This window comes from Cellulomonas edaphi (genome assembly GCF_030362815.1).
GTDB lineage: Bacteria > Actinomycetota > Actinomycetes > Actinomycetales > Cellulomonadaceae > Cellulomonas > Cellulomonas edaphi.
Genome location: NZ_JAUCGR010000001.1, coordinates 86,809 through 108,815, shown reverse-complemented (window position 1 = coordinate 108,815; position 22,007 = coordinate 86,809). Strand labels below are relative to the sequence as shown.

The following is a 22,007-nucleotide window of genomic DNA, read 5'->3' as shown; positions in this document are numbered from 1 at the left end:
ATCCACATCGCTGCGGATCACGGGCCCTTCGGTGCGCGGAGGATGGGGGATTCGAACCCCCGAGGGCTTTCACCCAACACGCTTTCCAAGCGTGCGCCATAGGCCACTAGGCGAATCCTCCCGGCCGACTGAGGATACCGGACTCGCGCCGGGTCTCCGAACCGGCAGTCCTACTCGCGCCAGTCCAGCGCGTAGAGGTGGTCGCCGGCGCTGTTGGTGTAGAGGTCGACCTGCAGCGCCGTGGTCGTCTGGTCGGCCCAGGTGGCCGTCCCGGAGCAGCGCATGACGAGGACCTCTCCCGTCTGCGGCAGGCGCAGCGCGGCGCGCGCGTCCGTGACCAGCACCATGGCGTCGGCGGCGGCCAGGGGAATCTCGTCGGGCTTGACGTTCTGCCGGGAGAACGTGACCGCCTCCGCGCCGACTTCTGCGCACGAGAGCGAGCGCAGGTCGTCGACGGCGGCCTTGTGGCGCTCGTTCAGGAAGACGGGGATGGCGATCGCGGCGAGCACGCCGACGGCGACCACGGCCGCGACGACGCAGCCGACAACCAGGAGGACCGTGGCTGCCGGGCTCCGGCTGGGTCGGGCCGGTGGGAACGGACCGCCGACCATGGCCGGCTGACGGTGCTCGGTCCACTGGACGCCGTCGAACCAGCGCAGCATGGCGGGGTTGTCAGGCTCGGCGTACCAACCGGGTGCTGCGGTGCTCACTGTCGTCCTCGCGTCGTCGTCGCCCTGCCCATCGGCATCTCATCGGCACGGCGACCACCCGGCTGAAGGCGACCGCTCAGGGCAGGACGCGCAGGGTGGGCGCCTCGAGCGGCGCAAGCATGGCCTGGGCCTGCGAATCGTGCGGCGGCCCGCCCTCGCTGCGGGTGTAGTAGCCGACCAGGAAGTCGCGCAGCGGGGCCGTGGGCAGCACCCAGGTCCCGTCGTCGGCCACCAGCGACGGGCGGACGGCCAGGCCGAGCAGCAGCATGCCGGGGATGCGCGCGAGACCGGGGGCGAGCGACGGCTGCACGTAGTCGATCGGCAGGCGGCGAGCCCCCCGGCGCAGGTAGAAGCGCTCGCGGGCCGCGGGGTCGCCGTGCTCGGGCGAGCCCGTGTGGACGGCCGGGTCCTCGATCTCGGCGATCACGACGAGCGGGTCGAGCCCGCTCCGCCACGCCGAGAGCGCCGCGTCGAGCAAGGTGCCGCCCACGCCCCTGCCTCGCCCACCGGCGCCCACGGCGAGATAGGAGAGCAGGAGCACCGCGCTGGCGGCATCCCAGGCGCCGACGGCGAGCGCGACGGCCTCGTCGTCCGACGAGGCGACCAACGCCACCAGGTCGCCGGCCTGCAGCCCGGCGACCATGTCCTCGGCGGACTCGAGCTCGTCGGGCGGGAACGACGGCGCGAGGATCTCGCCGTGCAGCGCGCGCAGCTCCTCGGCGTCACGGACCGGCGTGACCTGGACGGACATGACTCGACTATGCGGCGAGCGCCGTCCGCATTCAATGGACAGCGCTCGTCGGGTCCGGTAGACCCGCAGCCATGCCTCTGCCACTGCGCGCGATCCCGCCGTCCGGCCCGCCGGACGGTGGCGAGTGGTGGGCCGCGATCCCCGCGGTGCGTCAGGTTCTGACCGAGGGCTGGGACCTCAGCCCGATCACGGTGCTGGTCGGCGACAACGGCGCCGGCAAGTCGACCCTGGTCGAGGCGGTCGCGGTGGCGTTCGGGATGGGCCCGGAGGGCGGCTCGATCGGCTCGGGATACACCACGCGCCCCAGCGAGTCAGGGCTCCGGCTGAGCGTCCGGCGCGACATCGGCGCGGGGCGCTCGGGCTTCTTCCTGCGTGCCGAGACGATGCACGCGTTCTACTCGTTCCTCGAGGACAACCCCGGCAGCGGGTACGAGCCCGCGTTCCACCGGATGTCGCACGGCGAGTCGTTCCTGTCGCTGATCGGAGACCGCATGACGCGTCCCGGGCTCTACGTCCTCGACGAGCCCGAGTCCGCGCTCTCGTTCGACGGCTGCCTCGCGCTCGTCGCGAAGGTCAAGGATCTGGAGGCGAACGACTCCCAGGTGCTGCTGTCGACGCACTCGCCCGTGCTCGCGGCGATCCCCGACGCGGCGATCTGGGAGGTCGGCGAATGGGGGCTGCGCCGGTGCGACTGGGAGGACCTGGACCTGGTCCGCCGCTGGCGCGGGTTCCTCGAGTCGCCGGAACGCTTCTTGCGGCACGTCCTCGACTGACGCCGCGTCACACCCGCCGGTGGACCACGAGTGGCAGCACCGAGGTCGCGCCCGCCCGACGCAGCGCGGCGGCGGCCACTGTCACGGGCCACAGGGACGCGGTCGCGTCCACGACGAGCAGCACGGCGCGGCCCCGCACGGAATCGGGCTCGGGCACGGCCAGCGCGTCGCGCCATGCGGCCGCCTCGGCGGCGGAGGTCAGATCGCGCGACGCGCGGGCGGCCGCGACGGCGGCGTCGTCGATCCTCAGTGTCTCGGTGGCCATGCGGCCGATCTCCGCGATGCGGGCGGTCAGGCCGGCGGTGAGCTCGGTGAAGCCGGCGGCGGGCAGGCCCACCACGACGGCCGGCCGCTCGCCCCACTCGCGGCCCCAGGCCCGCAGCAGCCCGACGAGCCCGTCGACCAGCTCGTCGGGAGGCGCGGCGTCGCGGGCGAACACGGCCGCCACCAGCTCGCGCCACTCGGGGGCGTCGGCGTGGATGAGCGCGCGACCCGGCGCGGCGAGCTCGCCGGGCGCGATCCGGCCGCTCGCCCCGAACACCCCACCGGGCCACATCTTGCGGGGCTCGACGGGGTGCGACTGCGTGCGCAGCAGGCCCGCGACCGCGCGGGTGGACTCGAGCGACGGCTGCTCGGGCAGGCCGTCGGGGAGGGTGCCGGTGCACACGCTGCACCGGCCGCACGGCTGGGCGCTCGGGTCGTCGAGCGACTCCTGGAGCAGCTGCATGAGGCAGCGGCGGCCACTCGCGTAGTCGCGCATGATGTCGGCTTCGCGGCGACGGACCGCGAGCACACCTGCGTAGTGGGCCTCGTCGTACTCCCACGCCCGGCCGGTGGCCGCCCAACCGCCCTCGCTGCGCTCGACCACGCCGTCCACGGCGAGCTGCTTGAGCATGAGCTCGACGCGCGTGCGCCGCAGGCCTGACTCCGCCTCCAGCGCGGGCACGCTGGTGGGCGTGGACGGGAGCACGTCGAGCAGCCGCCGCATGGCCTGCGGGTCCGGGATCGAGGCCGTGGCGAAGTAGTCCCACACGCCGGCGTCCGCGGACGAGGTCAGCAGCACGACGACCGCGTGGTCGATGCCGCGGCCGGCGCGCCCCACCTGCTGGTAGTACGAGACGGGAGACGGCGGGGCGCCGACGTGCACGCAGAAGCCGAGGTCGGGCTTGTCGTAGCCCATGCCGAGGGCGGAGGTCGCGATGAGCGCCTTGAGCTCGTTGGTGCGCAGCGCCTCCTCCAGCCGCTCGCGCTCGGCCCCGTCCAGCTGCCCCGTGTAGGCCGCCACCGGGAGCGCGTCGCCGTGCTGGTCGCGGACCGCCTCGGCCAGCCGGTGCGCGTCGGCGACGGTCAGCGTGTAGACGATGCCCGAGCCGGGCAGGTGCGGCAGCTGCTCGGCGACCCACGCGTAGCGCTGCAGCGGCGTGAGCGAGTCGATGACCGCGAGCTCGAGGCTGCTGCGGGCGAGCGGCCCGCGCAGCACGAGGGTGTTCGCGCCGAGCTGCGCCGCGACGTCGTCCGTCACGCGGGCGTTCGCGGTCGCGGTGGTGGCGAGCACGGGGGTGTCCGGGTTGAGCGCGCGCACCGTGTCGGCGACCCGGCGGTAGTCGGGCCGGAAGTCGTGACCCCAGTCCGAGACGGCGTGCGCCTCGTCGATCACCAGCATGCCCAGATGGCCGGTGAGCGCGTCGAGCACCCGACGGCCGAAGCCCGGGTTGGCGAGGCGCTCGGGGGAGACCAGCACCACGTCGATCGCTCCCGAGCGCAGCTCCTCCTCGACGCGCGCCCAGTCGCCGACGTTCGACGAGTTGAGCGTCGCCGCGGTCAGGCCGGCCCGTGCCGCGGCGGCGACCTGGTCGCGCATGAGGCTGAGCAGCGGCGAGACGACGAGCGTGGGCCCAGCCCCCTCCGACCGGCGGATCGCGGTCGCCGCCCAGTAGACGGCCGACTTGCCCCACCCGGTGGCCTGGACCACGAGGACCCGGGCCCCGGGCTCGAGGAGGCCGGTGACGGCAGCGAGCTGGTCCTCGCGCAGCTGTGCTCCCGGGCCGGCCAGCGCCTCGATGACCGTGGTCGCCGTGGCCTGCCGCGTCGGGCTCAGGGCCGGACGATCGGCAGGAGGCCCGGCCGGCGAGGCCGCCGCGGAAGCGGCCGGGGAAGCAGTGCTCGTCATGAAGCCACCGTAGGTCGCCCGACCGACACCACGGGCGCGTCGTCCCCCGTTGACGCAATGGACAGATCTGTCTACTGTCGCTTAGACAGAACGGTCTACCCACTGGGGGTCTCGATGGAACGCCGCATGTCGCCCACCGCCACGCTGGCGCTCCTCGTCTCGATCGTCGTGACGTTCCTCGCGTCGTCCGCTGCGCCGACGCCCCTGTACGCGACCTACGGCGCCGAGTGGGGGTTCGGCTCGCTCGGTACCACGCTCGCGTTCGGCGTCTACGCGGTCGCCGTGCTCGTCTCGCTGCTCGTGCTCGGCCGGCTGTCCGACGAGCTCGGCCGACGGCCGGTCATCCTGGCGGGCATCGCCGGGCAGGTCGTCGCTCTGGTGGTTCTCACCACCGCGCCCGACTACGCCGCGCTGCTCACGGGTCGCGTGCTGCAGGGGGTGGCCACGGGTGCCGCCGTCGGGGCGCTCGGCGCCGCGATGCTCGACGTCGACCGCACCCGGGGAGCGATCGCGAACGGGACGGCGCCGGGTGCGGGCACGGCCATCGGAGCCCTGCTCGCGGGGGTCGTGGTGCAGTTCGCACCCGCGCCTACCCACGCCATCTACCTTCTGGTGATCGCCCTGCTGCTGCTCCAGGGAGTGGGGGTCCAGCGCATGACCGAGACCGCGCCGCGCCTGCCCGGTGCTGCCGCCAGGGCGCGCGCCAGCCTCGTGCCCGAGGTGCGGCTGCCCCGGGCCGTGCGGCCCCGCATGCTGGTCGCGGCGCCCGTCGTGCTGGCCGTCTGGGCGCTCGCGGGCCTGTACGGCTCGCTGGCACCCTCCCTGGTGCGCGAGCTCGGCGGTCAGGGGGTGCTGCTCGGGACGCTCGCGCTGACCACGCTCGCCGGCGTCGCCGCCGCGGCGGCGCTGGTGCTGCGCGAGCGGAGCGCGCGGACGCTGATGCTCGTCGGGATCGCGTCCGTCGCCGTCGGGGTGGCCGCGACCCTGACGGCCGTGGGCGCCGGGTCGCTCGTCGGCTTCTTCGCGGGGTCGTTCGTGGCCGGCATCGGGTTCGGCGCGGGGTTCCAGGGGGCCGTCCGCACGGTCGTCGGCGCGGCCCAGCCGCACGAGCGCGCCGGGGTCCTGTCCGCGGTGTACGTCGTCGCGTACCTCGGGATGGGCGTCCCGGCCGTCGTCGCCGGCTCGCTCGTCGGCCACGTGGGAGACGTCACCGCGGTGGTCCGCGACTACGGGATCGCGGTGGTGCTCCTCTCCCTCACCGCGCTCGCCGGGCTGCTGCGGCCCGAGGCGGTCGTGCCCGCCGGACCCGCGGCGAGTGCCGAGACGCCCGTCGTCGAGGCGGTGCGGGCGTGAGCGTGAGTAGGGTGGACGGGCCTGTCCTGGAGGAGGAGCGCGCGATGGTGACTACTCGCAGCCCGGCGCGCGACCGGCTGCTGGCCGCGGCGAACGAGCTCTTCTACGCCGAGGGCGTGCACGCCGTCGGCATCGACCGCGTGATCGAGCGTGCGGGCGTCGCCAAAGCCTCGCTGTACAACACGTTCGGCAGCAAGGACGCGCTGGTCGGGGAGTACCTACGAGGTCGGCAGCAGGCGAACAGGGAGCGGATCACCGCGGCGGTCGAGGCCGCCGACGGCCCGCGGGCGCGGCTGCTGGCCGTGTTCGACGCGCAGGCGGCCCTCTTCGCGCGGCCCGGCTACCGCGGGTGCCCGTTCGTCGCCGCGAGCGCCGAGGCGGAGCCGGGCGGGACGGTCCAGAAGGTGTCCGACGAGTACCGGGCCTGGGTGCGCGCGCTGCTCACCGAGCTGGCACGCGACGCCGGTGCGCCCGACCCCGACGCCCTGGCCCGCCAGCTCTACCTGCTCTACGACGGCGCGGCCATCGCGGTGCGCATGGACCGCGACCCGTCCGTCGCAGATCCCGTCCGCGAGACGGCCGCGCTGATCGTCGACGCGGCGCTGCGCGGCTGACCAACGCCCGACCGCAGCGCCGACCGGCGCCCGGCCGCGACCTCGCGCACACTGGGGCATGGCCAGCAACGCGACCGACCAGCCCGTCGTCCTGCTCGACGTGGACGGCACCCTGGTGGACTCCAACTACCTGCACGTGGACGCCTGGCTCCGGGCGTTCGCCGACGTCGGCATCGCGGTGGACGGCTGGCGCGTGCACCGCTGCATCGGCATGGGCTCCACCCAGCTGGTCGACGCGCTCGCGGGCGACGACGCGGACCGGGTGCGCGACGCGGTCGAGGAGGCCCACTCGTCGTACTACGCCGCGGCGAGCGACATGCTGCGGGCGTTCGACGGCGCCCGGGAGCTCGTCCGCGAGCTCGCCGACCGGGGTGCGCGGCCGGTGCTCGCCACGTCCGCCTCTCCCGACGAGCTGGAGCGGCTGCGCGCCGTGCTCGACGTGGAGCAGGAGCTGCACGCGGTGACGAGCGCGCAGGACGTCGAGGAGGCCAAGCCGGAGCCCGACCTCGTGCGGGTCGCGCTCGCGGCGGCGGACGCGTCGCCGCAGGACGCCGTCTTCGTCGGGGACACCGTGTGGGACGTGGAGGCCGCGAGACGGGCCGGCGTCCCGTGCGTCGGGTTGCGCAGCGGGGGCATCGGGGACGACGAGCTGCGCGAGGCCGGCGCCGTCGCGATCTACGACGACGCCGCCGCCCTGCTCGCCGACCTGGACGGCAGCCCCCTGGTGCGCCGCGTCACGAGCTGAAGCGGGCCACCTGGCGGATCTTGTTGGTGGCATCCAGCGCGGCCACCTTGTACGCCTCGGACAGCGTCGGGTAGTTGAGCACCGTGTCGACCAGGTAGTCGATGGTGCCGCCGCAGGCCATGATCGCCTGGCCGATGTGCACGAGGTCGGTCGCCGAGGTCCCGAAGATGTGCACGCCGAGCAGCTGGCGGGTCTCGGTGTGCACGAGCAGCTTGAGCATGCCGTAGGAGTCGCCGACGATCTGCCCGCGGGCCAGCTCGCGGTAGCGCGCCACGCCCACCTCGTACGGCACGGCCTCGGTGGTGAGCTCCTCCTCCGTGCGGCCGCAGTAGGAGATCTCCGGGATCGTGTAGATGCCGATGGGCTGGACCGACGCGAGCTCGCGGGCTGGCTCGTCGAACGCGTGGTACGCCGCGAGCCGCCCCTGGTCCATGCTGGTCGCGGCCAGCGCGGGGAATCCGATGACGTCGCCCACCGCGAAGACGTTCGGCACCGCGGTGCGGTACTGCGCGTCGACGGCGATGCGTCCGCGGGAGTCCGCCGAGAGGCCGGCGGCCTCGAGGTTCAGGGAGTCCGTCTGCCCCTGACGGCCCGCCGAGTACATGACCGCGTCCGCGGCGATGCGTTTGCCCGACGCGAGCCGCGTCACCGTGCCGTGGTCGTTGCTGTCGACCCCCTCCACCTCCTCGCGGAAGCGGAACGAGACCGAGAGGTCGCGCAGGTGGAACTTGAGGGACTCCGCCACCTCCGGGTCGCACATCTCCAGCATCGCGGGCCGCTTGTCGATGACGGTCACGCGGGTGCCCAGCGCGGCGAACATGGACGCGTACTCGATGCCGATGATCCCCGCGCCCACCACCACGAGGGAGTTGGGTACCTGCTCGAGGGCGAGCACACCGTCGGAGTCGAGCACCGATCGCTCGTCGAACTGCACCGTGCCCGGCCGGTGCGGCCGCGACCCGGTCGCGATCACCACGAACCGCGTGCTGAACCGTGTGCGCCGCACCCCGTCGTCGTCGAGCACGTCGATGGTGTGCGCGTCGGCGAACGACCCGGTGCCGCCCAGGATGTCGACGTGGTTGCGCAGCAGCTGCGCGCGGATCACCTCGGTCTCGCGGCCGATCACGTGCTGCGTGCGCGCGAAGAGGTCCTCCATGGTGATGTCGGACTTCACGCGGTAGCTCGCGCCGTAGACCTCGCGCTGCGCCATGCCGGTCAGGTACATCACGGCCTCGCGCAGCGTCTTGCTGGGGATCGTGCCGGTGTTGACGGAGACGCCGCCCATCATGTGGCGGCGCTCGACGACGGCCACCTTGCGGCCCAGCTTGGCGGCGGCGATCGCGGCCTTCTGCCCGCCCGGGCCGCTGCCGATGACTATGAGGTCGTAGTCGTAGTGCGCGGGTTCGTCGTGACTCGTCGTCTCGCCGGGAACGCCGTCCGTCGCCATCCCAGCAGTCTGCCCACATTCGTCCGGTCCCGTCAGGTGGGCGGCAGGATCGACCTCCGGCCTGCGTTACGATTTCCGGCAGACCCCTCGTGCGGCGTCATCTCGCTGAACTCCCCCAGGGCCGGAAGGCAGCAAGGGCAGGTGAGCTCTGGCGGGTGTGCGGGGGGTCCTTGCTTTCCCGCTCACGTCCCCCGCAGCGCGAGCCGCGTGAAGGTCTGCGCCACCCCGGCCTCCCTCTTGAGCCGCCGCACCAGCGCGTCCAGCGCGGGCGGGTCCGGCACCACGGCGTGCAGCAGGTAGTCGTACGAGCCGGTCACGTGCACGGCGTCGAGCAGCTGCGGGAACCCCGGGGGCTGCAGCAGCGCCGCGGTGAAGCCCTCGTTCGTGGCGTCGGGCGCGAGGCGGACCTCGATGAAGACCTCGAGGCCGGGCGGTCGGCCTCTGCCCGCCTGCGGCGCCGACGCCACGGTGAAGCCACGGATGACGCCCGACGAGAGAAGCCGTCGCACGCGGGCCGCGGCGGCGTTGGCGCTGAGGCCGACGCGCGCGCCCAGCTCCCGGTACGGCAGCCGCGCATCCGCCGTCAGCTCGCGGATGATCTCGTCGTCGATGGCGTCCATGCAGCGATTCTCGCAGGTGACTGCCGATATCGCGGCCGCGGACCCTGCTGCTGGTGGCGGCCGCGGATGCTGGGGCCGTGGAGACGAACGCGCTGGCGCTGGGTGCCCTCGCCGGGCTGGCCGTGGCCATGCCGCTGGGGCCCGTCGGCGTGCTGCTGCTGCGCGAGTCGCTCCTCGCGGGGCGGCGGCGTGCGGTGGCCGCGGCGCTCGGCGTCGCGACCGTCGACACCGTGTACGCGCTCGCGGCGGTGCTGCTGGGCGCGCGGGTCGCGGCTGTGGAGTCGGCAGCGGACGCGCTGCGGCTGGTAGGCGGCGCGGCGCTGCTCGTGATCGGCGCGGCGGGGCTCGTCCGGTGGTGGCGGACGCGGCGCGACGTGGTCGAGGTCGAGCAGGGGGCCGCGGGGTCCGCCTACCTGCGGTTCGTCGGGTACACGGCCCTCAACCCCGCCACCCTGCTGATCTTCGCGACGGTCGCCACGGGTGCGGTCGCGCAGCTCGGTGACGGCCGCCCGAGCGCCGCCGTCGGCGCCGCGTTCGTCGTCGGGGTCATGACCGCCTCGGCCGCCTGGCAGGTGGTGCTGGTCGTCATCGGCGGGCTCGCCGGCGCGCGTCTCGGCCCTCGCCTGCGCGCCTGGGTCACGCCCGTCGGGTCGGCGCTGCTGGTGGCGCTCGCCGCTTGGGTGGTGGCCGGGTGAACGCCTGGGGGCGGCCGTCGTCGTGTGTGGGCGCGGGCGTCTAGGGTGCGGGGGTGAGCCAAGCCCTGTACCGCCGCTACCGGCCGGAGAACTTCGCCGAGGTGATCGGGCAGGACCATGTCACCGCGCCCCTGCGGCAGGCCCTGCGCAGCGGTCAGGTCAACCACGCCTACCTGTTCTCGGGCCCTCGCGGCTGCGGCAAGACGACGTCCGCGCGCATCCTCGCGCGCATCCTCAACTGCGCGCAGAACACCGAGGCGACGCCCACGGACACGCCGTGCGGGGTGTGCCCCTCGTGCGTGGAGCTGGCTCGCGGCGGACCCGGCAGCCTCGACGTGGTCGAGATCGACGCGGCGAGCCACGGTGGCGTCGACGACGCGCGAGAGCTGCGGGAACGCGCCACCTTCGCGCCGGCGCGCGACCGGTTCAAGATCTTCATCCTCGACGAGGCGCACATGGTCTCGCCGCAGGGCTTCAACGCGCTGCTCAAGATCGTCGAGGAGCCGCCGCCGCACATCAAGTTCGTGTTCGCGACCACCGAGCCGGACAAGGTCATCGGCACCATCCGCTCGCGCACGCACCACTACCCGTTCCGGCTGGTGCCGCCCGACGTGCTGGTGCCGTACCTGGACCAGCTGTGCGCGACGGAGGGCGTGCCGGTCGGATCCGGGGTGCTCCCGCTCGTGGTGCGCGCCGGTGGCGGCTCCGTGCGTGACACGTTGTCCGTGCTCGACCAGCTCATCGCCGGGGCCGGTGACGGCGGGCTCGAGTACGAGGGCGCGGCCGCGCTGCTGGGCTACACGCAGGCGTCGTTGCTCGACGACCTCGTGGAGGCGATCGCGGCACGCGACGGCGCGAGCGCGTTCCGCGTGGTCGACCGCGTCATCTCCACCGGCCACGAGCCCCGTCGCTTCGTCGAGGACCTGCTCGAGCGCCTGCGGGACCTCATCGTCATCGCGGCGGCGGGCGACGCGGCCGACTCCGCGCTGCGTGACGTCCCCGCGGACCAGATGCAGAGCATGCGGACGCAGGCCGCGCACCTGGGTGCCGCGGAGCTGTCCCGTTCCGCGGACCTGGCCAACGCCGCCCTCACCGAGATGACCGGCGCGACCTCCCCGCGGCTGCACCTCGAGCTGCTGATGGCCCGCCTGCTGCTGCCCGCCGTCGACGACGACCGCGCCGGGCTCGGTGCTCGGCTCGACCGGCTGGAGCGGGGGTTGCCGGCGGCCGCCCCCGCCCGGGCCGGCGAGCCGGTGCCGTCGACGCCTGCCGCTCCGGCCTTTGCCGCGGCACCTGCTGCTGCGGCGGTGTCCACCGCTGCCTCCATGCCCACCGCTGCGCCCATGCCCACCGCTGCCTCCATGCCCACCGCTGCGCCCATGCCCACCGCTGCGCCCGCGCCCGCCGCTCCCGCTACGCCTGCCGCGCGGCCTGCGACCGCGCCCGCGGCGCGGCCCGAGCCCGCAAGTGTGGAGCCCCGTCCCGCAGCGGAGCCGAGCGCTCAGGAGCCGCCCTCCGCGGAGCCCGTCGGAGCAGAGCCCGGCGCCCAGTCGGCTGCCGCCGCGCCGTCGGACCCGACGGGCCCCGCTGCCCCGACGCCTGAGCCGGAGCCGGCGTCGGAGTCGCCGGTCCCCGCCCCGGCTGCTGCTCGCCCGGCGGCCCCGGACGCCCCGGCCGCCCCGGCGCCCGCGCCCGCGCCCGCAGCACAGTCCGCCCCGCCGGCATCGCACGCCGCGGCAACGCCCGCCCCAGCGGCGTCCGGCGGGCCCGACACCGAGATGATCCGCCGCCGGTGGCCCGAGGTCCTCGAGACCATCAAGGGGCTGCGGCGCGTCACCTGGGCGCTCGTCGATCCGCGGAACGCGCAGGTCGCGGACCTGGACGCGACCACCCTGCGCCTGTCGTTCGACACGGCGGCCCTCGCCGGCACGTTCCGCAACGGCGCGCACGGTGACGTCGTCGCCCGTGCCGTGCGCGAGACCCTCGGTTTCGACGTGCGCGTGGAAGGGATCCTCGCGGAGCAGGCGGGGGCTCGTGCCGCCTCGCCCGCGCCGGTCGCGCGGCCGGCCGCGGACGCCGGGTGGGAGACCCCGGCCACCTCGCCCGCCGCCGGGCGGAGCGCGGTCGAGCGTGCGGCCGCGTCGTGGGACCAGGAGCCGCCTCCCGCGGAGCCGCCGGTCGACCTCGACGACCCGTGGGCCACGCCGCGACCCGACAGCGTCGCGCCCGAGCCGCCCGCCGACGAGCCGTCGGTGCGCGCGCGGGGAGCGGCTGCCGCGCGCTCGGTGCTCGAGCAGACCACCGAGGCCGACGACCCGTCGCCCGACGACCCGGACATCACCTCGACCGGGCTGGTCGGTGCGCCTCTGGTCGCCCAGATGCTCGGCGGCACGGTCATCGACGAGCAGCTCGACGACTCTCGCGGCTGACGCGCGGCGTATCGGCGCTCCGATGCGGGTGTGAGCCGTGGGGGCGCGCGTCGAGCTACGCCCGCGCGCAACCTCGTAGGCCCGCACGCGACCCCGTCACGCGCGTGCGTTGAACTCCAGCGTGGCCACCGGGCGCCCGGCCTCGACGGACGCCTCGAAGGTCACCCGGCCGTCGGCGCCGTGCGCCACGCCGGCGCCGGCCGCGATGACGGCATCGCCGGACTCGCCGAGGTCCCTCTCGCACGCGGCCGCGAGCCGCGCGGTGTCGGTGCCCGAGTGCCAGCTCCGCGCGGCGTCGTCGAACCAGGCAGCCAGCTGTACGCACCGGACCGAGGCCGAGGCGGGTGTCGCGGTCGCCGCCCAGCGGACGCGCGCTCCTGCCGGCTCGTCTCCGCCGGTGAGGGTGACCGGCACGCCCCGCACGGAGGCCGTCGTGGTGTCGTCGGTGCGTCGCTCGGGGGTTGCATCCGGGATCCACCCCGCGGGGCCGCCGAAGGTGACGAGGCCCCGTGCCTGGCCCAGAGCGGCGCTCGGCCCGGGGTCGGAGCACGACGCGAGGACCGCGGCGCTCGTCACGGCCACGGCGGCGAGGACGGCGGTGCTGCGGCGCACGGGAACCTCCATCGGACGGTCGTGAGGACGGACGGGTGGCGACCCGGCTCCGCCGAGGATCGCCTCCCTTGCTGGGAGCCGCCTGGGTGCCGCGTGACCGGCCCGCCGCGCAGGAGGCGTCCGGCCCCGCGGCCCCGCCACCCCGTAGGCTGGCGGTCGTGTACGAAGGCGCGGTCCAGGACCTGATCGACGAGCTCGGGCGGTTGCCCGGGGTCGGGCCCAAGAGTGCGCAGCGCATCGCGTTCCACATCCTTGCCGCCGACCCCGCGGACGTCCGGCGGCTGTCGGACGCGCTGGTCGAGGTCAAGGCGCGCGTGAAGTTCTGCGAGATCTGCGGCAACGTCACGCAGGAGGAGCAGTGCCGGATCTGTCGAGACCCGCGCCGGTCGCCCACGTCGATCTGCGTGGTCGAGGAGCCCAAGGACGTGGTCGCGATCGAGCGCACGCGTGAGTTCCGCGGCAGGTACCACGTGCTCGGCGGCGCCATCAACCCGATCGCCGGCATCGGCCCGGACGACCTGCGGATCGCGCAGCTCATGAGCCGGCTCGCGGACGGCACCGTCACGGAGGTCATCCTCGCCACGGACCCGAATGTCGAGGGTGAGGCGACGTCCACGTACCTGGCCCGGCTGCTGGTGCCGATGGGGCTGACGGTGAGTCGGCTCGCGTCGGGTCTCCCGGTGGGCGGCGACCTCGAGTACGCCGACGAGGTCACGCTGGGCCGGGCGTTCGAGGGACGACGACGAATCAGCGCATGAGTGGGGAGCGACCGATGACCGACCAGACCTGGAGCGCGGACGCCGACGTCCGCGAGATCGCACAGTCCGTGGCCGAGCAGTCGCGCACCTTCCTGATCACCGTGACCGAGGTGGGCGCCGGCGGCGCGCCCGAGGCTGCGCTCCCGCTCCTGCTGCTCGCGGTCTCGGACCTTCTTGCCGCGGGTGCGCGGCTGGGCGCGACCACCGACGTGGTGCCCGCCGAGCGCTTCGAGCCGGACGTCGGCCCCGACCCCGACCTCGAGCCGCTGCGCGCGGCGCTCGTCAACGCGCTCGAGGGCGTCGACGAGTACTTCGAGATCGTGGACCCGCTGCTGGGCACGGACGTCGAGGCCGTGACGCTCTCGGGGAACCTCGTCGGCATCGCGGGCGCGCTCGCGCAGGGCCTGCGGCACTACGAGAGCGGCGGCGTGCTCGAGGCCCTGTGGTGGTGGCAGTTCTCCTACCTGTCCGACTGGGGCGAGCGCGCCTCGAGCGTGCTGCGGACGCTGCAGTCGATCCTCGCCCACCTGCGCCTCGACGTCGCGGACGACGTCGCCACCGAGGCGGAGTACGACGCGCTGCAGCCCTAGGCCACGCGCGTCCCGCGCGGCAGCTTGCGCGACGGGATCGTCAGGCGGCGGACGGCAACCACGAAGCCGACCACGCCGAGCAGGAGGTTCGCGGCGAGTCCCCACGGCCACACGGGTCCCGGCGTGTGCCGGTCCGGCGCGGCCGGTGCGGTTCCCTCGCCGTACATCCAGCACTCGTCCAGCACCTTGTCGGGCGAACGCAGGTCCCGCACGCCGTCGCGAATGGATCCCAGGGGATCGGCCGTGCCGCCGCCCGTGTCGTCGGGCGGCGGCGTGGGCCGGGTGCCCGCACCGTCGGCGACCACGACGAAGGGGTTGATCCCCAGCAGCCACCACGTGCGCTCGGTGTGGGAGACGTCGCGGGTCTGGGTGGTGAGCTCGCACTCCGGCTGGCCGTCGTAGTTCCAGCTCGCGGGCGGAGCCCAGACCGTGACCTGCTCCTCCTGCGTGATGGAGGGGAACGTCAGGCCGAACAGCGTCGGCGTGAGCAGCACGAGGGCGGCCACGGACATGAACGTGAGCACCGTCGACCCGGCGGTGCGGGACACGAGCGCGGAGAACCCGAGGCCGATCCCGCAGACGGCGGCGAGCAGCAGCGCGACGATCACCACGACGCGCAGCAGGGCGGACGGCGGCGTGTTGCCCCGGAACAGCGCCAGCACCAGGAACGGGACGCTGATCAGCAGGAACACGCAGGCGGCGAGCCACGCCGCGGCGAGCTTGCCGAGGGCGATCTCCGCCGGGCTCAGCAGCGTCACCTGCAGTGTCGCGAGCGTCCCGGCGTTGCGGTCGCCGTTGACGGTCGTGGACGTGAGGGTCGGGGTCACGAGCAGGCCGAGCCCCAGCACGAGGTAGACGACCGCCCCGAACATCAGCGGCCCGGTCTCGGTCTCCGATCCCATGGTCTCCGAGGAGAGCGCGCCCGACAGCAGCAGGGTCAGCCCGCCCACCACCACGAACCAGACGACGAGCGCGACGACCCAGCGGGTGGACCGCACCCGCTGCCGGAGCTCGAGCTGTGCGACGGTGCGCACGCCCTGCCACGTGAGCCGCCAGGTGCCGCTGCGCGGCGCCCGGCCGCTCGCCGGCACGGTGTCGTCGATCGCGACGGGGGACATGGCGGTCATCGCCGCTCCTCCTCGAGGGTGAGGTAGGCCTGTTCGAGCGAGCCGGTCACGGGACCGAGCGAGGTCAGCGGCACGCCGGCCGCCACCGCGTCGCGCACCAGCGCGGCGGCACCCGCCTCGCCTGAGACCTCCATCAGCACACTGCCCGGCCCGTCCGGCGACGAGCCGTCGCCCGGCTGCCAGGTGGCGCCCACCGAGGTGAGCCACGTGGTGAGCGCACCGAGCGACAGGGCCCGCACGTGCCACGTGCTCTGGGTCGTGACGGGCGTGGGGACCACGGTCCGTCCGCGGGAGATGAACACGGCGTCGTCGGCCATCTCCTCGAGCTCGGCGAGCACGTGGCTGGAGACCAGCACCGTGCAGCCGTCGTCCGCCAGGCGGCGCAGCAGGAGGCGCAGGTCGACGCGCGAGCGCGGGTCGAGCCCGCTGGCAGGCTCGTCCAGCAGCAGCACGTCGGGCTGGTGCACGAGCGCCCGCGCGAGCCCGAGCCGCTGCTTCTGCCCGCGCGACAGCACGCTGGCTGGCCGGTCCGCGAACTCCGTGAGGTGCACGGTGGCCAGCAGCTCGTCGACGCGCAGCCGCGCCGTCACGGGCGGGATCCGGTACGCGGCCGCGAACGTGAGCAGCACCTGCCGAGCCGTCAGCGAGTCCCATGTGCCGAAAGCGTCGGGCATCCAGCCGGTCCGCGCGCGGGCGGCGGGGCCCTCGGTCACGGGGTCGTGGCCGGCGATGCGCACCGATCCCGCGTCGGGGACGAGCAACCCCGCGAGGACCAGCAGCAGCGTGGTCTTGCCGGACCCGTTGGGGCCGACCAGAGCGGTGACCCGCCCGGCGCGCGCCTCGAGGTCGATGCCGTCGAGCGCGCGCACCGAGCCGAAGGCGCGGGACACACCCCGGACGACGATGCCCGGCGGGGCTGCGGGCGGCGGGGCGAGGAACTCGTCGGCGACGGCGAACGACATGCGCCGAACCTAGAGCCCCGCGCCGCACCCGCGCAGGCAGTTCTGTGAGCAACCTGTGCAGAGCGTGCGCCGAGGTGTCGACGATGCCCGGGATCGAGTCGTCCGCCATGCGGAAACGTCTCGTTCCGCATCCTGGGCGGAACGTAGACTCGCGCGCGTCCTCGCCCCACCCACTCGGAGCGCACCCTCGTGGCCCTCATCGTGCAGAAGTACGGCGGCTCGTCCGTCGCCGACGCCGCCAGCATCAAGCGCGTCGCGAAGCGGGTGGCCGAGGCCAAGCGCGCCGGGCACGACGTGGTGGTCGTGGTCTCCGCGATGGGCGACACCACCGACGAGCTCATCGACCTCGCCAACCAGGTGACGCCGCTGCCCCCGCAGCGCGAGATGGACATCCTGCTGACGGCGGGCGAGCGGATCTCGATGTCGCTGCTGGCCATGGCCATCCACAACCTGGGCGTGGACGCCAAGTCGTTCACCGGCCAGCAGGCCGGGGTGATCACGGACGAGTCGTACGGCAAGGCGCGCATCATCGACGTGTCCCCGAGCCGTATCAAGGACACCGTGGCACGCGGCGAGGTCGCCATCGTCGCGGGGTTCCAGGGCGTCAACCCCACCACCAACGACGTCACCACGCTCGGCCGCGGCGGCTCGGACACCACGGCGGTGGCGCTCGCGGCGGCGCTCAAGGCGGACGTCTGCGAGATCTACACCGACGTGGACGGCGTGTTCAGCGCCGACCCCCGCATCGTGCCCACCGCGCGCAAGCTGGATCGCATCAGCTACGACGAGATGCTGGAGATGGCCGCCAGCGGGGCCAAGGTGCTGGTGCTGCGCTGCGTGGAGTACGCGCGCCGGTACGACGTCCCGGTGCACGTGCGCTCGTCCTTCTCGACGCGCACGGGCACGCTGGTCACGAACGAAGCGCTGGTCACCAACGAAGAAGGCGAGCAGATGGAACAGCCGATCATCGCGGGCGTGGCGCACGACCGCAGCGAGGCCAAGATCACCGTGGTGGGCGTGCCCGACGTCCCCGGCAAGGCCGCGCGCATCTTCGAGGTGGTCGCCGGCGCCGGCGTGAACATCGACATGATCGTGCAGAACGTCTCCGCCGCGTCGACCGGGCTCACGGACATCTCGTTCACGCTCCCGGCGACGGACGGCGCGCACGCGACGTCCGCGCTCACGGAGCACCAGCCGGACATCGGCTTCACGGCGCTGCAGTACGACGACACGATCGGCAAGCTGTCGCTGATCGGCGCGGGCATGCGCTCGCACCCGGGCGTCTCGGCGAGGCTCTTCTCGGCCCTGTCCGAGGCGAACATCAACATCGAGATGATCTCGACGTCGGAGATCCGCATCTCGGTGGTGACCCGGGCGGACTCGCTCGACGACGCCGTGCGCGCCGTGCACACCGCTTTCGAGCTCGACTCCACGGAGGACCAGGCCGTGGTCTACGGAGGGACTGGACGATGACCGGCCTCAGCGTTGCCGTTGTCGGCGCAACCGGGCAGGTGGGCGCCGTGATGCGCCGCCTGCTCGACGAGCGCGACTTCCCCGTCGGCAGCATCCGCTACTTCGCCTCGGCACGCTCGGCCGGCACGACGCTGCCCTGGCGTGACCAGCAGATCACGGTCGAGGATGTCGAGACCGCCGACCTGTCGGGCATCGACATCGCGCTGTTCTCCGCGGGCGGTGGCACCTCGAAGGTGCACGCGCCGCGATTCGCTGCCGCGGGCGCGATCGTCGTCGACAACTCCTCGGCGTGGCGCCGGGACCCGCAGGTGCCGCTGGTGGTCTCCGAGGTGAACCCGGAGGCCCTCGACGACGCGCCCACGGGCATCATCGCGAACCCCAACTGCACCACCATGGCCGCCATGCCCGTGCTGAAGGTGCTGCACGCGGAGGCCGGCCTGCGCCGCCTGACGGTCTCCACGTACCAGGCGGTCTCGGGCAGCGGGCTGGCCGGCGCGGAGGAGCTCGACAGCCAGATCCGCGCGGCCGTCGAGCAGGACACGCTCGCGCTCGTGCACGACGGCTCCGCGGTCACGCTCCCGGCCCCGGTCAAGTACGTGGCGAACATCGCGTTCGACGTCATCCCGCTCGCCGGGTCCATCGTCGAGGACGGCCTGAACGAGACGGACGAGGAGCAGAAGCTGCGGCACGAGTCCCGCAAGATCCTCGGCATCCCCGAGCTGCTCGTCTCGGGCACCTGCGTGCGCGTCCCGGTGTTCACCGGTCACTCGCTGTCGGTCAACGCCGAGTTCGAGCGCCCGCTGTCGCCCGAGCGCGCCACCGAGCTGCTGGCCGACGCCCCCGGTGTCCAGCTCACCGACGTGCCCACTCCGCTCGCCGCGGCGGGCAACGACCCGTCGCTCGTCGGGCGCATCCGGGCCGACGAGGGCGCACCGGAGGGACGGGGCCTCGCGCTGTTCATCAGCAACGACAACCTGCGCAAGGGTGCGGCGCTCAACGCGGTGCAGATCGCCGAGCTGCTCGCTGCCAAGCTCGGGGACCGCGCCCCCGCCTGACGACAACAGCGAAGGCCGGGCCCCCGCGGTCCGGCCTTCGTCATGTCCGGCGGCGTCGTTCGTCGTAGTCGCCGTCGGCGGCTCCGCACCCCGCGAGGTAGGGATTTCCCTACGTCTCGCTCGTGGGTGGGCAGGCTCCCGGGCGGCGCGCGGCGCCCTCTAGCGTCATGGGCATGAGCACCGACTCCCTGCGGATCGCACCCGCGGTCCACCACCGACGCGCGCTGCTGACCGCGCCCTGGTCGGCCGCGACCTGGCGAGCCGTGTCCCAGCTGGTGGTGGGCGGCCTGGTGATGATCGTCGCCGCGACGCTCGTCATCACCGTGCTGTCCGTCGACCTCTCGCTCGTCTTCGTCTTCGCGCTGGGTGTGCCAGCCACCGTGGCCACGCTGCTCGCCGCGCGTCCGCTCGCGCGGTGGGAGCGGTCTCGGATCGAGATCCAGCTGGGCACGCCCATCGCGGCACCCGTCTATCCCCAGGCCGACCGGCCCGGCTGGTGGCCGCGCTGGGCCGCGGTGCTGACCGACGGCCGCTCGTGGGCGCACCTCGCCTACCCGCTGGTCGCCGGGGCGGTCCTCACGGTCGCCTCGGTCGCCGCCTGGTTGGGCTGCGTCGCGCTCGCCGCGGTGGCGTACGTGCCCGTGACCCTCGCGCAGGGTGTCGAGCTGAGCGCGTGGCGCGCCGTCGGCATCGTCGTCGGGGGAGTGGTGGGCCTGTGGGTCGCGCCGGTGCTGCTGCAGCTCCTCACGGTGGTCTACGTGCGTGTCGCACGCCCGCTGCTCGGTCCGTCGGCCGCCCAGGCCGCCGCCGACGCCGCGCGCCGCGCCGACGAGGCCGAGGACCGGGTGGAGCACCTGCGCACCACCCGGACAGCGGCGGTGGGGGCGGCCGACGAGGAGCGGCGCCGCATCGAGCGCGACCTGCACGACGGCGCGCAGCAACGCCTGGTGGCGCTCGGCGTCGAGCTCGGCGCCGCACGCCGCAGCACCGATCCCGAGGTCGCCGCGCTGGCCGTCGAGCACGCGCACCGCGAGGTCAAGGAGACGTTGGCCGAGCTGCGCGACCTGGTGCGCGGCATCCACCCGGCCGTCCTCACCGACCGGGGGCTGGACGCGGCGCTGTCGGCGCTCGCGGCACGCAGCCCGGTCCCGGTGCGGGTGCAGGTCGCCGACCCGGCGGCCGTCGGTGCGACCAGCGCGCCGGCGCAGGCCGCCGCCTACTTCGTCGTCGCCGAGGCGCTGACCAACGCCGCCAAGCACGCGTCGGCGACGTCGGTGACCGTGTCCGCCGACGTGCTGGGCGACCGGCTGCGCGTCGTGATCGCCGACGACGGCGCGGGTGGCGCCGTGGCCGGACCGGGCAGCGGGCTCGAGGGCCTGGCCGCCCGCGTCGCGGCGCTCGACGGAACGTTCGACCTGGACAGCCCGGCCGGAGCCGGCACCCGAGTGACCGTGGAGGTGCCGTGCGCATCGTGATCGCCGAGGACTCGGTCCTCCTGCTCGACGGCCTGACGCGGCTGCTCGAGGCCGAGGGGCACGAGGTGACCGGCTACCGGACCGCCGACGAGCTCGTGGCGAACCTCGGCGAGCCGTTGCCGGACGTGCTGGTGACCGACGTCCGCATGCCGCCCACGCACACCGACGAGGGCCTGCGCGCGGCCGTGCACCTGCGGTCCCTCTACCCCCGGCTCCCCGTGCTCGTCCTGTCCCAGTACGTCGAGCAGCGCTACGCCCGGGAGCTGTTCGCGGGCGACGTGCGCGGCCTCGGGTACGTGCTCAAGGACCGCGTGGCCGACGTGGACGAGTTCCTCGACGCGCTGCACCGGGTCACGCAGCGCGGGACGGTCATCGATCCCGAGGTGGTCGCCCAGATCCTGGCGCGCTCGCGCCGCGACGGGCTCGACACCCTGACCCCCCGCGAGCGGGAGGTGCTCGGGCTCATGGCCGAGGGCCGCTCCAACGCGGCCATCGCGGAACGGCTCGTCGTGGGCCTGCCCGCAGTCGAGAAGCACGTGACCTCCATCCTCGCCAAGCTCGACCTGCCGCCCGACGGCGACGACCACCGCCGCGTGCTCGCGGTGCTCCGGTGGCTCGAGCAGGCCCCCCCGACGGGAGAACGCCCATGACCACGATCCTCGAACGCCCCACGCAGCCCCCGGCGCCGCCCGTGAGGCGCCGCGGCCGCGGCCTGGTGTGGGCCGGCGGCATCGTCGGCGGCCTGATGCTGCTCAGCGGCGCCTGGAGCCTGCTGAGCCTCGCGATCTACGCCGACGCCGACCGCTCGATCACCACCACGTCGCACTCCTACGCGGCGGTGCCGGTCGTCGAGCTGGCTGCGGACGGGGACGTGCGCGTGACCACCGGCGGCACGCAGGTGGCCGTGGAGGCGATCGCCCGCACGGCGCTGACGTCTGCCCGGTACACGGTCGACGAGGGTGCGGACCGGCTCACCGTCTCGCACCGCTGCACGACGTGGACGGGGTCGTGCTCCGCGTCCCTGCGGGTGGTGGTCCCGGAGGGGACCCAGGTGGTGGTCCGGGCCAGTGACGGCGACGTGCGCGCCAGCGGCCTGACGGGCGGCCTCGACGTGCGCGCCGGGGACGGCCGCGTGGACGTGGACGACGTGCAGGGGAGCGTCGCGGTCGTGGCGTCCGACGGCAACGTCTCCGTCCGCGGGGTCACGGGTGACGTGGACCTCGACGTGGGCGACGGGAGCACCGACGTGGAGACCGTGGCGGGCTCGGTGGTGGTCGACTCGCACGACGGGCGCGTGACCGTGGCCGGCGTCGAACGCGACGTCGACATCGACTCGTCCGACGGGGATGTCGACGTGTACGGGACCGGCGCGCCGGTGGCGCTGGAGGTGCACGTGTCCGACGGCCGGCAGGTGGTCGACGCGCCCACGGACCCCGCGGCGGACCGCCACGTGCGGGTCCGCGCCGCCGACGGCGACGTGACGTACCGCGGCCCGCGAGCCTGAGCGGACGGACGACTGAGCGCACGGACAACGAAGGCCCTGGGCAGCGTGTGCTGACCAGGGCCTTCTGCTGTCGGGGTGGCGGGATTCGAACCCACGACCTCTTCGTCCCGAACGAAGCGCGCTACCAAGCTGCGCCACACCCCG

The 22,007-nt window shown here is 74.2% G+C and carries 21 protein-coding genes, 2 tRNA genes and 1 other RNA gene; 14 read left to right on the top strand and 10 right to left on the bottom strand.

The window, feature by feature from the left end:
- Positions 1-36: 36 nt before the first annotated feature.
- The 3 genes from QRT05_RS00545 to QRT05_RS00535 all read right to left on the bottom strand — a co-directional run bounded on the left by QRT05_RS00545 (position 37) and on the right by QRT05_RS00535 (position 1,461).
- A tRNA-Ser gene (locus QRT05_RS00545) sits at positions 37-121 on the bottom strand.
- A gap of 49 nt (positions 122-170) precedes the next feature.
- On the bottom strand, positions 171-710 hold the full coding sequence (locus QRT05_RS00540; RefSeq protein ID WP_289444195.1) for a DUF2510 domain-containing protein: 540 nt from the start codon (positions 708-710) through the stop codon (positions 171-173).
- Between the two features lie 76 nt (positions 711-786).
- A complete protein-coding gene (locus QRT05_RS00535; protein WP_289444194.1) occupies positions 787-1,461 on the bottom strand; it encodes a hypothetical protein in 675 nt (224 codons plus the stop codon).
- A gap of 71 nt (positions 1,462-1,532) precedes the next feature.
- Here QRT05_RS00535 and QRT05_RS00530 point away from each other — a divergent pair, with 71 nt between their 5' ends.
- The gene (locus tag QRT05_RS00530; RefSeq protein ID WP_289444193.1) at positions 1,533-2,234 is read left to right on the top strand and encodes an AAA family ATPase; all 702 of its coding nucleotides are present in this window, start codon (positions 1,533-1,535) and stop codon (positions 2,232-2,234) included.
- A 7-nt stretch (positions 2,235-2,241) separates the two neighbouring features.
- Here the strand turns inward: QRT05_RS00530 and QRT05_RS00525 are convergent, their stop codons facing one another.
- Complete coding sequence (locus QRT05_RS00525; RefSeq protein ID WP_289444192.1) at positions 2,242-4,404, bottom strand: DEAD/DEAH box helicase; 2,163 nt, start codon at positions 4,402-4,404, stop codon at positions 2,242-2,244.
- A 126-nt stretch (positions 4,405-4,530) separates the two neighbouring features.
- Here QRT05_RS00525 and QRT05_RS00520 point away from each other — a divergent pair, with 126 nt between their 5' ends.
- The 3 genes from QRT05_RS00520 to QRT05_RS00510 are packed head-to-tail and all read left to right on the top strand — an operon-like array spanning position 4,531 to position 7,116.
- Complete coding sequence (locus QRT05_RS00520; RefSeq protein WP_289444191.1) at positions 4,531-5,757, top strand: MFS transporter; 1,227 nt, start codon at positions 4,531-4,533, stop codon at positions 5,755-5,757.
- Between the two features lie 11 nt (positions 5,758-5,768).
- Positions 5,769-6,371: a TetR/AcrR family transcriptional regulator gene (locus tag QRT05_RS00515; RefSeq protein ID WP_289444190.1), complete on the top strand. Its 603-nt coding sequence runs from the start codon at positions 5,769-5,771 to the stop codon at positions 6,369-6,371.
- Between the two features lie 58 nt (positions 6,372-6,429).
- Positions 6,430-7,116, top strand: a complete 687-nt coding sequence (locus tag QRT05_RS00510) for an HAD family hydrolase (RefSeq protein ID WP_289444189.1) — start codon at positions 6,430-6,432, stop codon at positions 7,114-7,116.
- On the opposite strand, the gene sthA is transcribed toward QRT05_RS00510, so the two are convergent.
- Positions 7,106-8,563, bottom strand: coding sequence for a Si-specific NAD(P)(+) transhydrogenase (sthA, locus tag QRT05_RS00505; RefSeq protein WP_289444187.1), 1,458 nt, complete (start codon positions 8,561-8,563; stop codon positions 7,106-7,108). The two genes, QRT05_RS00510 and sthA, sit on opposite strands and share 11 nt — an antisense overlap.
- A 78-nt stretch (positions 8,564-8,641) precedes the next feature.
- On the opposite strand from sthA, the gene ffs reads away from it, so the two are divergent.
- Positions 8,642-8,738, top strand: an RNA gene (gene ffs, locus QRT05_RS00500) — signal recognition particle sRNA small type.
- Between the two features lie 7 nt (positions 8,739-8,745).
- On the opposite strand, the gene QRT05_RS00495 is transcribed toward ffs, so the two are convergent.
- Positions 8,746-9,183, bottom strand: a complete 438-nt coding sequence (locus QRT05_RS00495) for an Lrp/AsnC family transcriptional regulator (protein ID WP_289444186.1) — start codon at positions 9,181-9,183, stop codon at positions 8,746-8,748.
- 77 nt (positions 9,184-9,260) lie between these two features.
- Between QRT05_RS00495 and QRT05_RS00490 the strand changes: the two genes are divergently transcribed.
- Both QRT05_RS00490 and QRT05_RS00485 read left to right on the top strand, forming a co-directional pair.
- The gene (locus QRT05_RS00490) at positions 9,261-9,878 is read left to right on the top strand and encodes a LysE family transporter (RefSeq protein WP_289444184.1); all 618 of its coding nucleotides are present in this window, start codon (positions 9,261-9,263) and stop codon (positions 9,876-9,878) included.
- A gap of 53 nt (positions 9,879-9,931) precedes the next feature.
- Entirely contained in the window at positions 9,932-12,307 is a 2,376-nt protein-coding gene (locus tag QRT05_RS00485; RefSeq protein WP_289444183.1) for a DNA polymerase III subunit gamma and tau, read from the top strand.
- A gap of 96 nt (positions 12,308-12,403) precedes the next feature.
- Here the strand turns inward: QRT05_RS00485 and QRT05_RS00480 are convergent, their stop codons facing one another.
- Entirely contained in the window at positions 12,404-12,919 is a 516-nt protein-coding gene (locus QRT05_RS00480; protein WP_289444182.1) for a hypothetical protein, read from the bottom strand.
- A 158-nt stretch (positions 12,920-13,077) separates the two neighbouring features.
- Between QRT05_RS00480 and recR the strand changes: the two genes are divergently transcribed.
- Together recR and QRT05_RS00470 are read left to right on the top strand one after the other, a co-directional pair.
- The gene (gene recR / locus QRT05_RS00475; RefSeq protein WP_289444181.1) at positions 13,078-13,677 is read left to right on the top strand and encodes a recombination mediator RecR; all 600 of its coding nucleotides are present in this window, start codon (positions 13,078-13,080) and stop codon (positions 13,675-13,677) included.
- Between the two features lie 14 nt (positions 13,678-13,691).
- Complete coding sequence (locus QRT05_RS00470; protein ID WP_289444180.1) at positions 13,692-14,267, top strand: DUF5063 domain-containing protein; 576 nt, start codon at positions 13,692-13,694, stop codon at positions 14,265-14,267.
- Here QRT05_RS00470 and QRT05_RS00465 read toward each other — a convergent pair.
- Positions 14,264-15,394, bottom strand: coding sequence for an ABC transporter permease (locus tag QRT05_RS00465; RefSeq protein ID WP_326522622.1), 1,131 nt, complete (start codon positions 15,392-15,394; stop codon positions 14,264-14,266). The genes QRT05_RS00470 and QRT05_RS00465 overlap by 4 nt on opposite strands.
- Complete coding sequence (locus QRT05_RS00460) at positions 15,391-16,356, bottom strand: ABC transporter ATP-binding protein (protein ID WP_289444179.1); 966 nt, start codon at positions 16,354-16,356, stop codon at positions 15,391-15,393. Before QRT05_RS00460 ends, QRT05_RS00465 begins: the two co-directional genes overlap by 4 nt.
- A 189-nt stretch (positions 16,357-16,545) precedes the next feature.
- Here QRT05_RS00460 and QRT05_RS00455 point away from each other — a divergent pair, with 189 nt between their 5' ends.
- The 5 genes from QRT05_RS00455 to QRT05_RS00435 all read left to right on the top strand — a co-directional run bounded on the left by QRT05_RS00455 (position 16,546) and on the right by QRT05_RS00435 (position 21,863).
- Positions 16,546-17,829 carry an aspartate kinase gene (locus QRT05_RS00455; RefSeq protein ID WP_289444178.1) on the top strand — a complete coding sequence of 428 codons (1,284 nt, stop codon included), beginning with the start codon at positions 16,546-16,548 and terminating at the stop codon, positions 17,827-17,829.
- Positions 17,826-18,884, top strand: coding sequence for an aspartate-semialdehyde dehydrogenase (locus QRT05_RS00450; protein WP_289444177.1), 1,059 nt, complete (start codon positions 17,826-17,828; stop codon positions 18,882-18,884). The genes QRT05_RS00455 and QRT05_RS00450 overlap by 4 nt, the downstream gene beginning before the upstream one ends.
- A gap of 173 nt (positions 18,885-19,057) precedes the next feature.
- Complete coding sequence (locus tag QRT05_RS00445) at positions 19,058-20,359, top strand: sensor histidine kinase (protein WP_289444176.1); 1,302 nt, start codon at positions 19,058-19,060, stop codon at positions 20,357-20,359.
- Positions 20,347-21,009: a response regulator transcription factor gene (locus QRT05_RS00440; RefSeq protein WP_289444174.1), complete on the top strand. Its 663-nt coding sequence runs from the start codon at positions 20,347-20,349 to the stop codon at positions 21,007-21,009. The genes QRT05_RS00445 and QRT05_RS00440 overlap by 13 nt, the downstream gene beginning before the upstream one ends.
- Positions 21,006-21,863: a DUF4097 family beta strand repeat-containing protein gene (locus QRT05_RS00435; protein ID WP_289444173.1), complete on the top strand. Its 858-nt coding sequence runs from the start codon at positions 21,006-21,008 to the stop codon at positions 21,861-21,863. The genes QRT05_RS00440 and QRT05_RS00435 overlap by 4 nt, the downstream gene beginning before the upstream one ends.
- Before the next feature lie 70 nt (positions 21,864-21,933).
- Here the strand turns inward: QRT05_RS00435 and QRT05_RS00430 are convergent.
- Positions 21,934-22,007: transfer RNA gene (locus tag QRT05_RS00430), tRNA-Pro, on the bottom strand.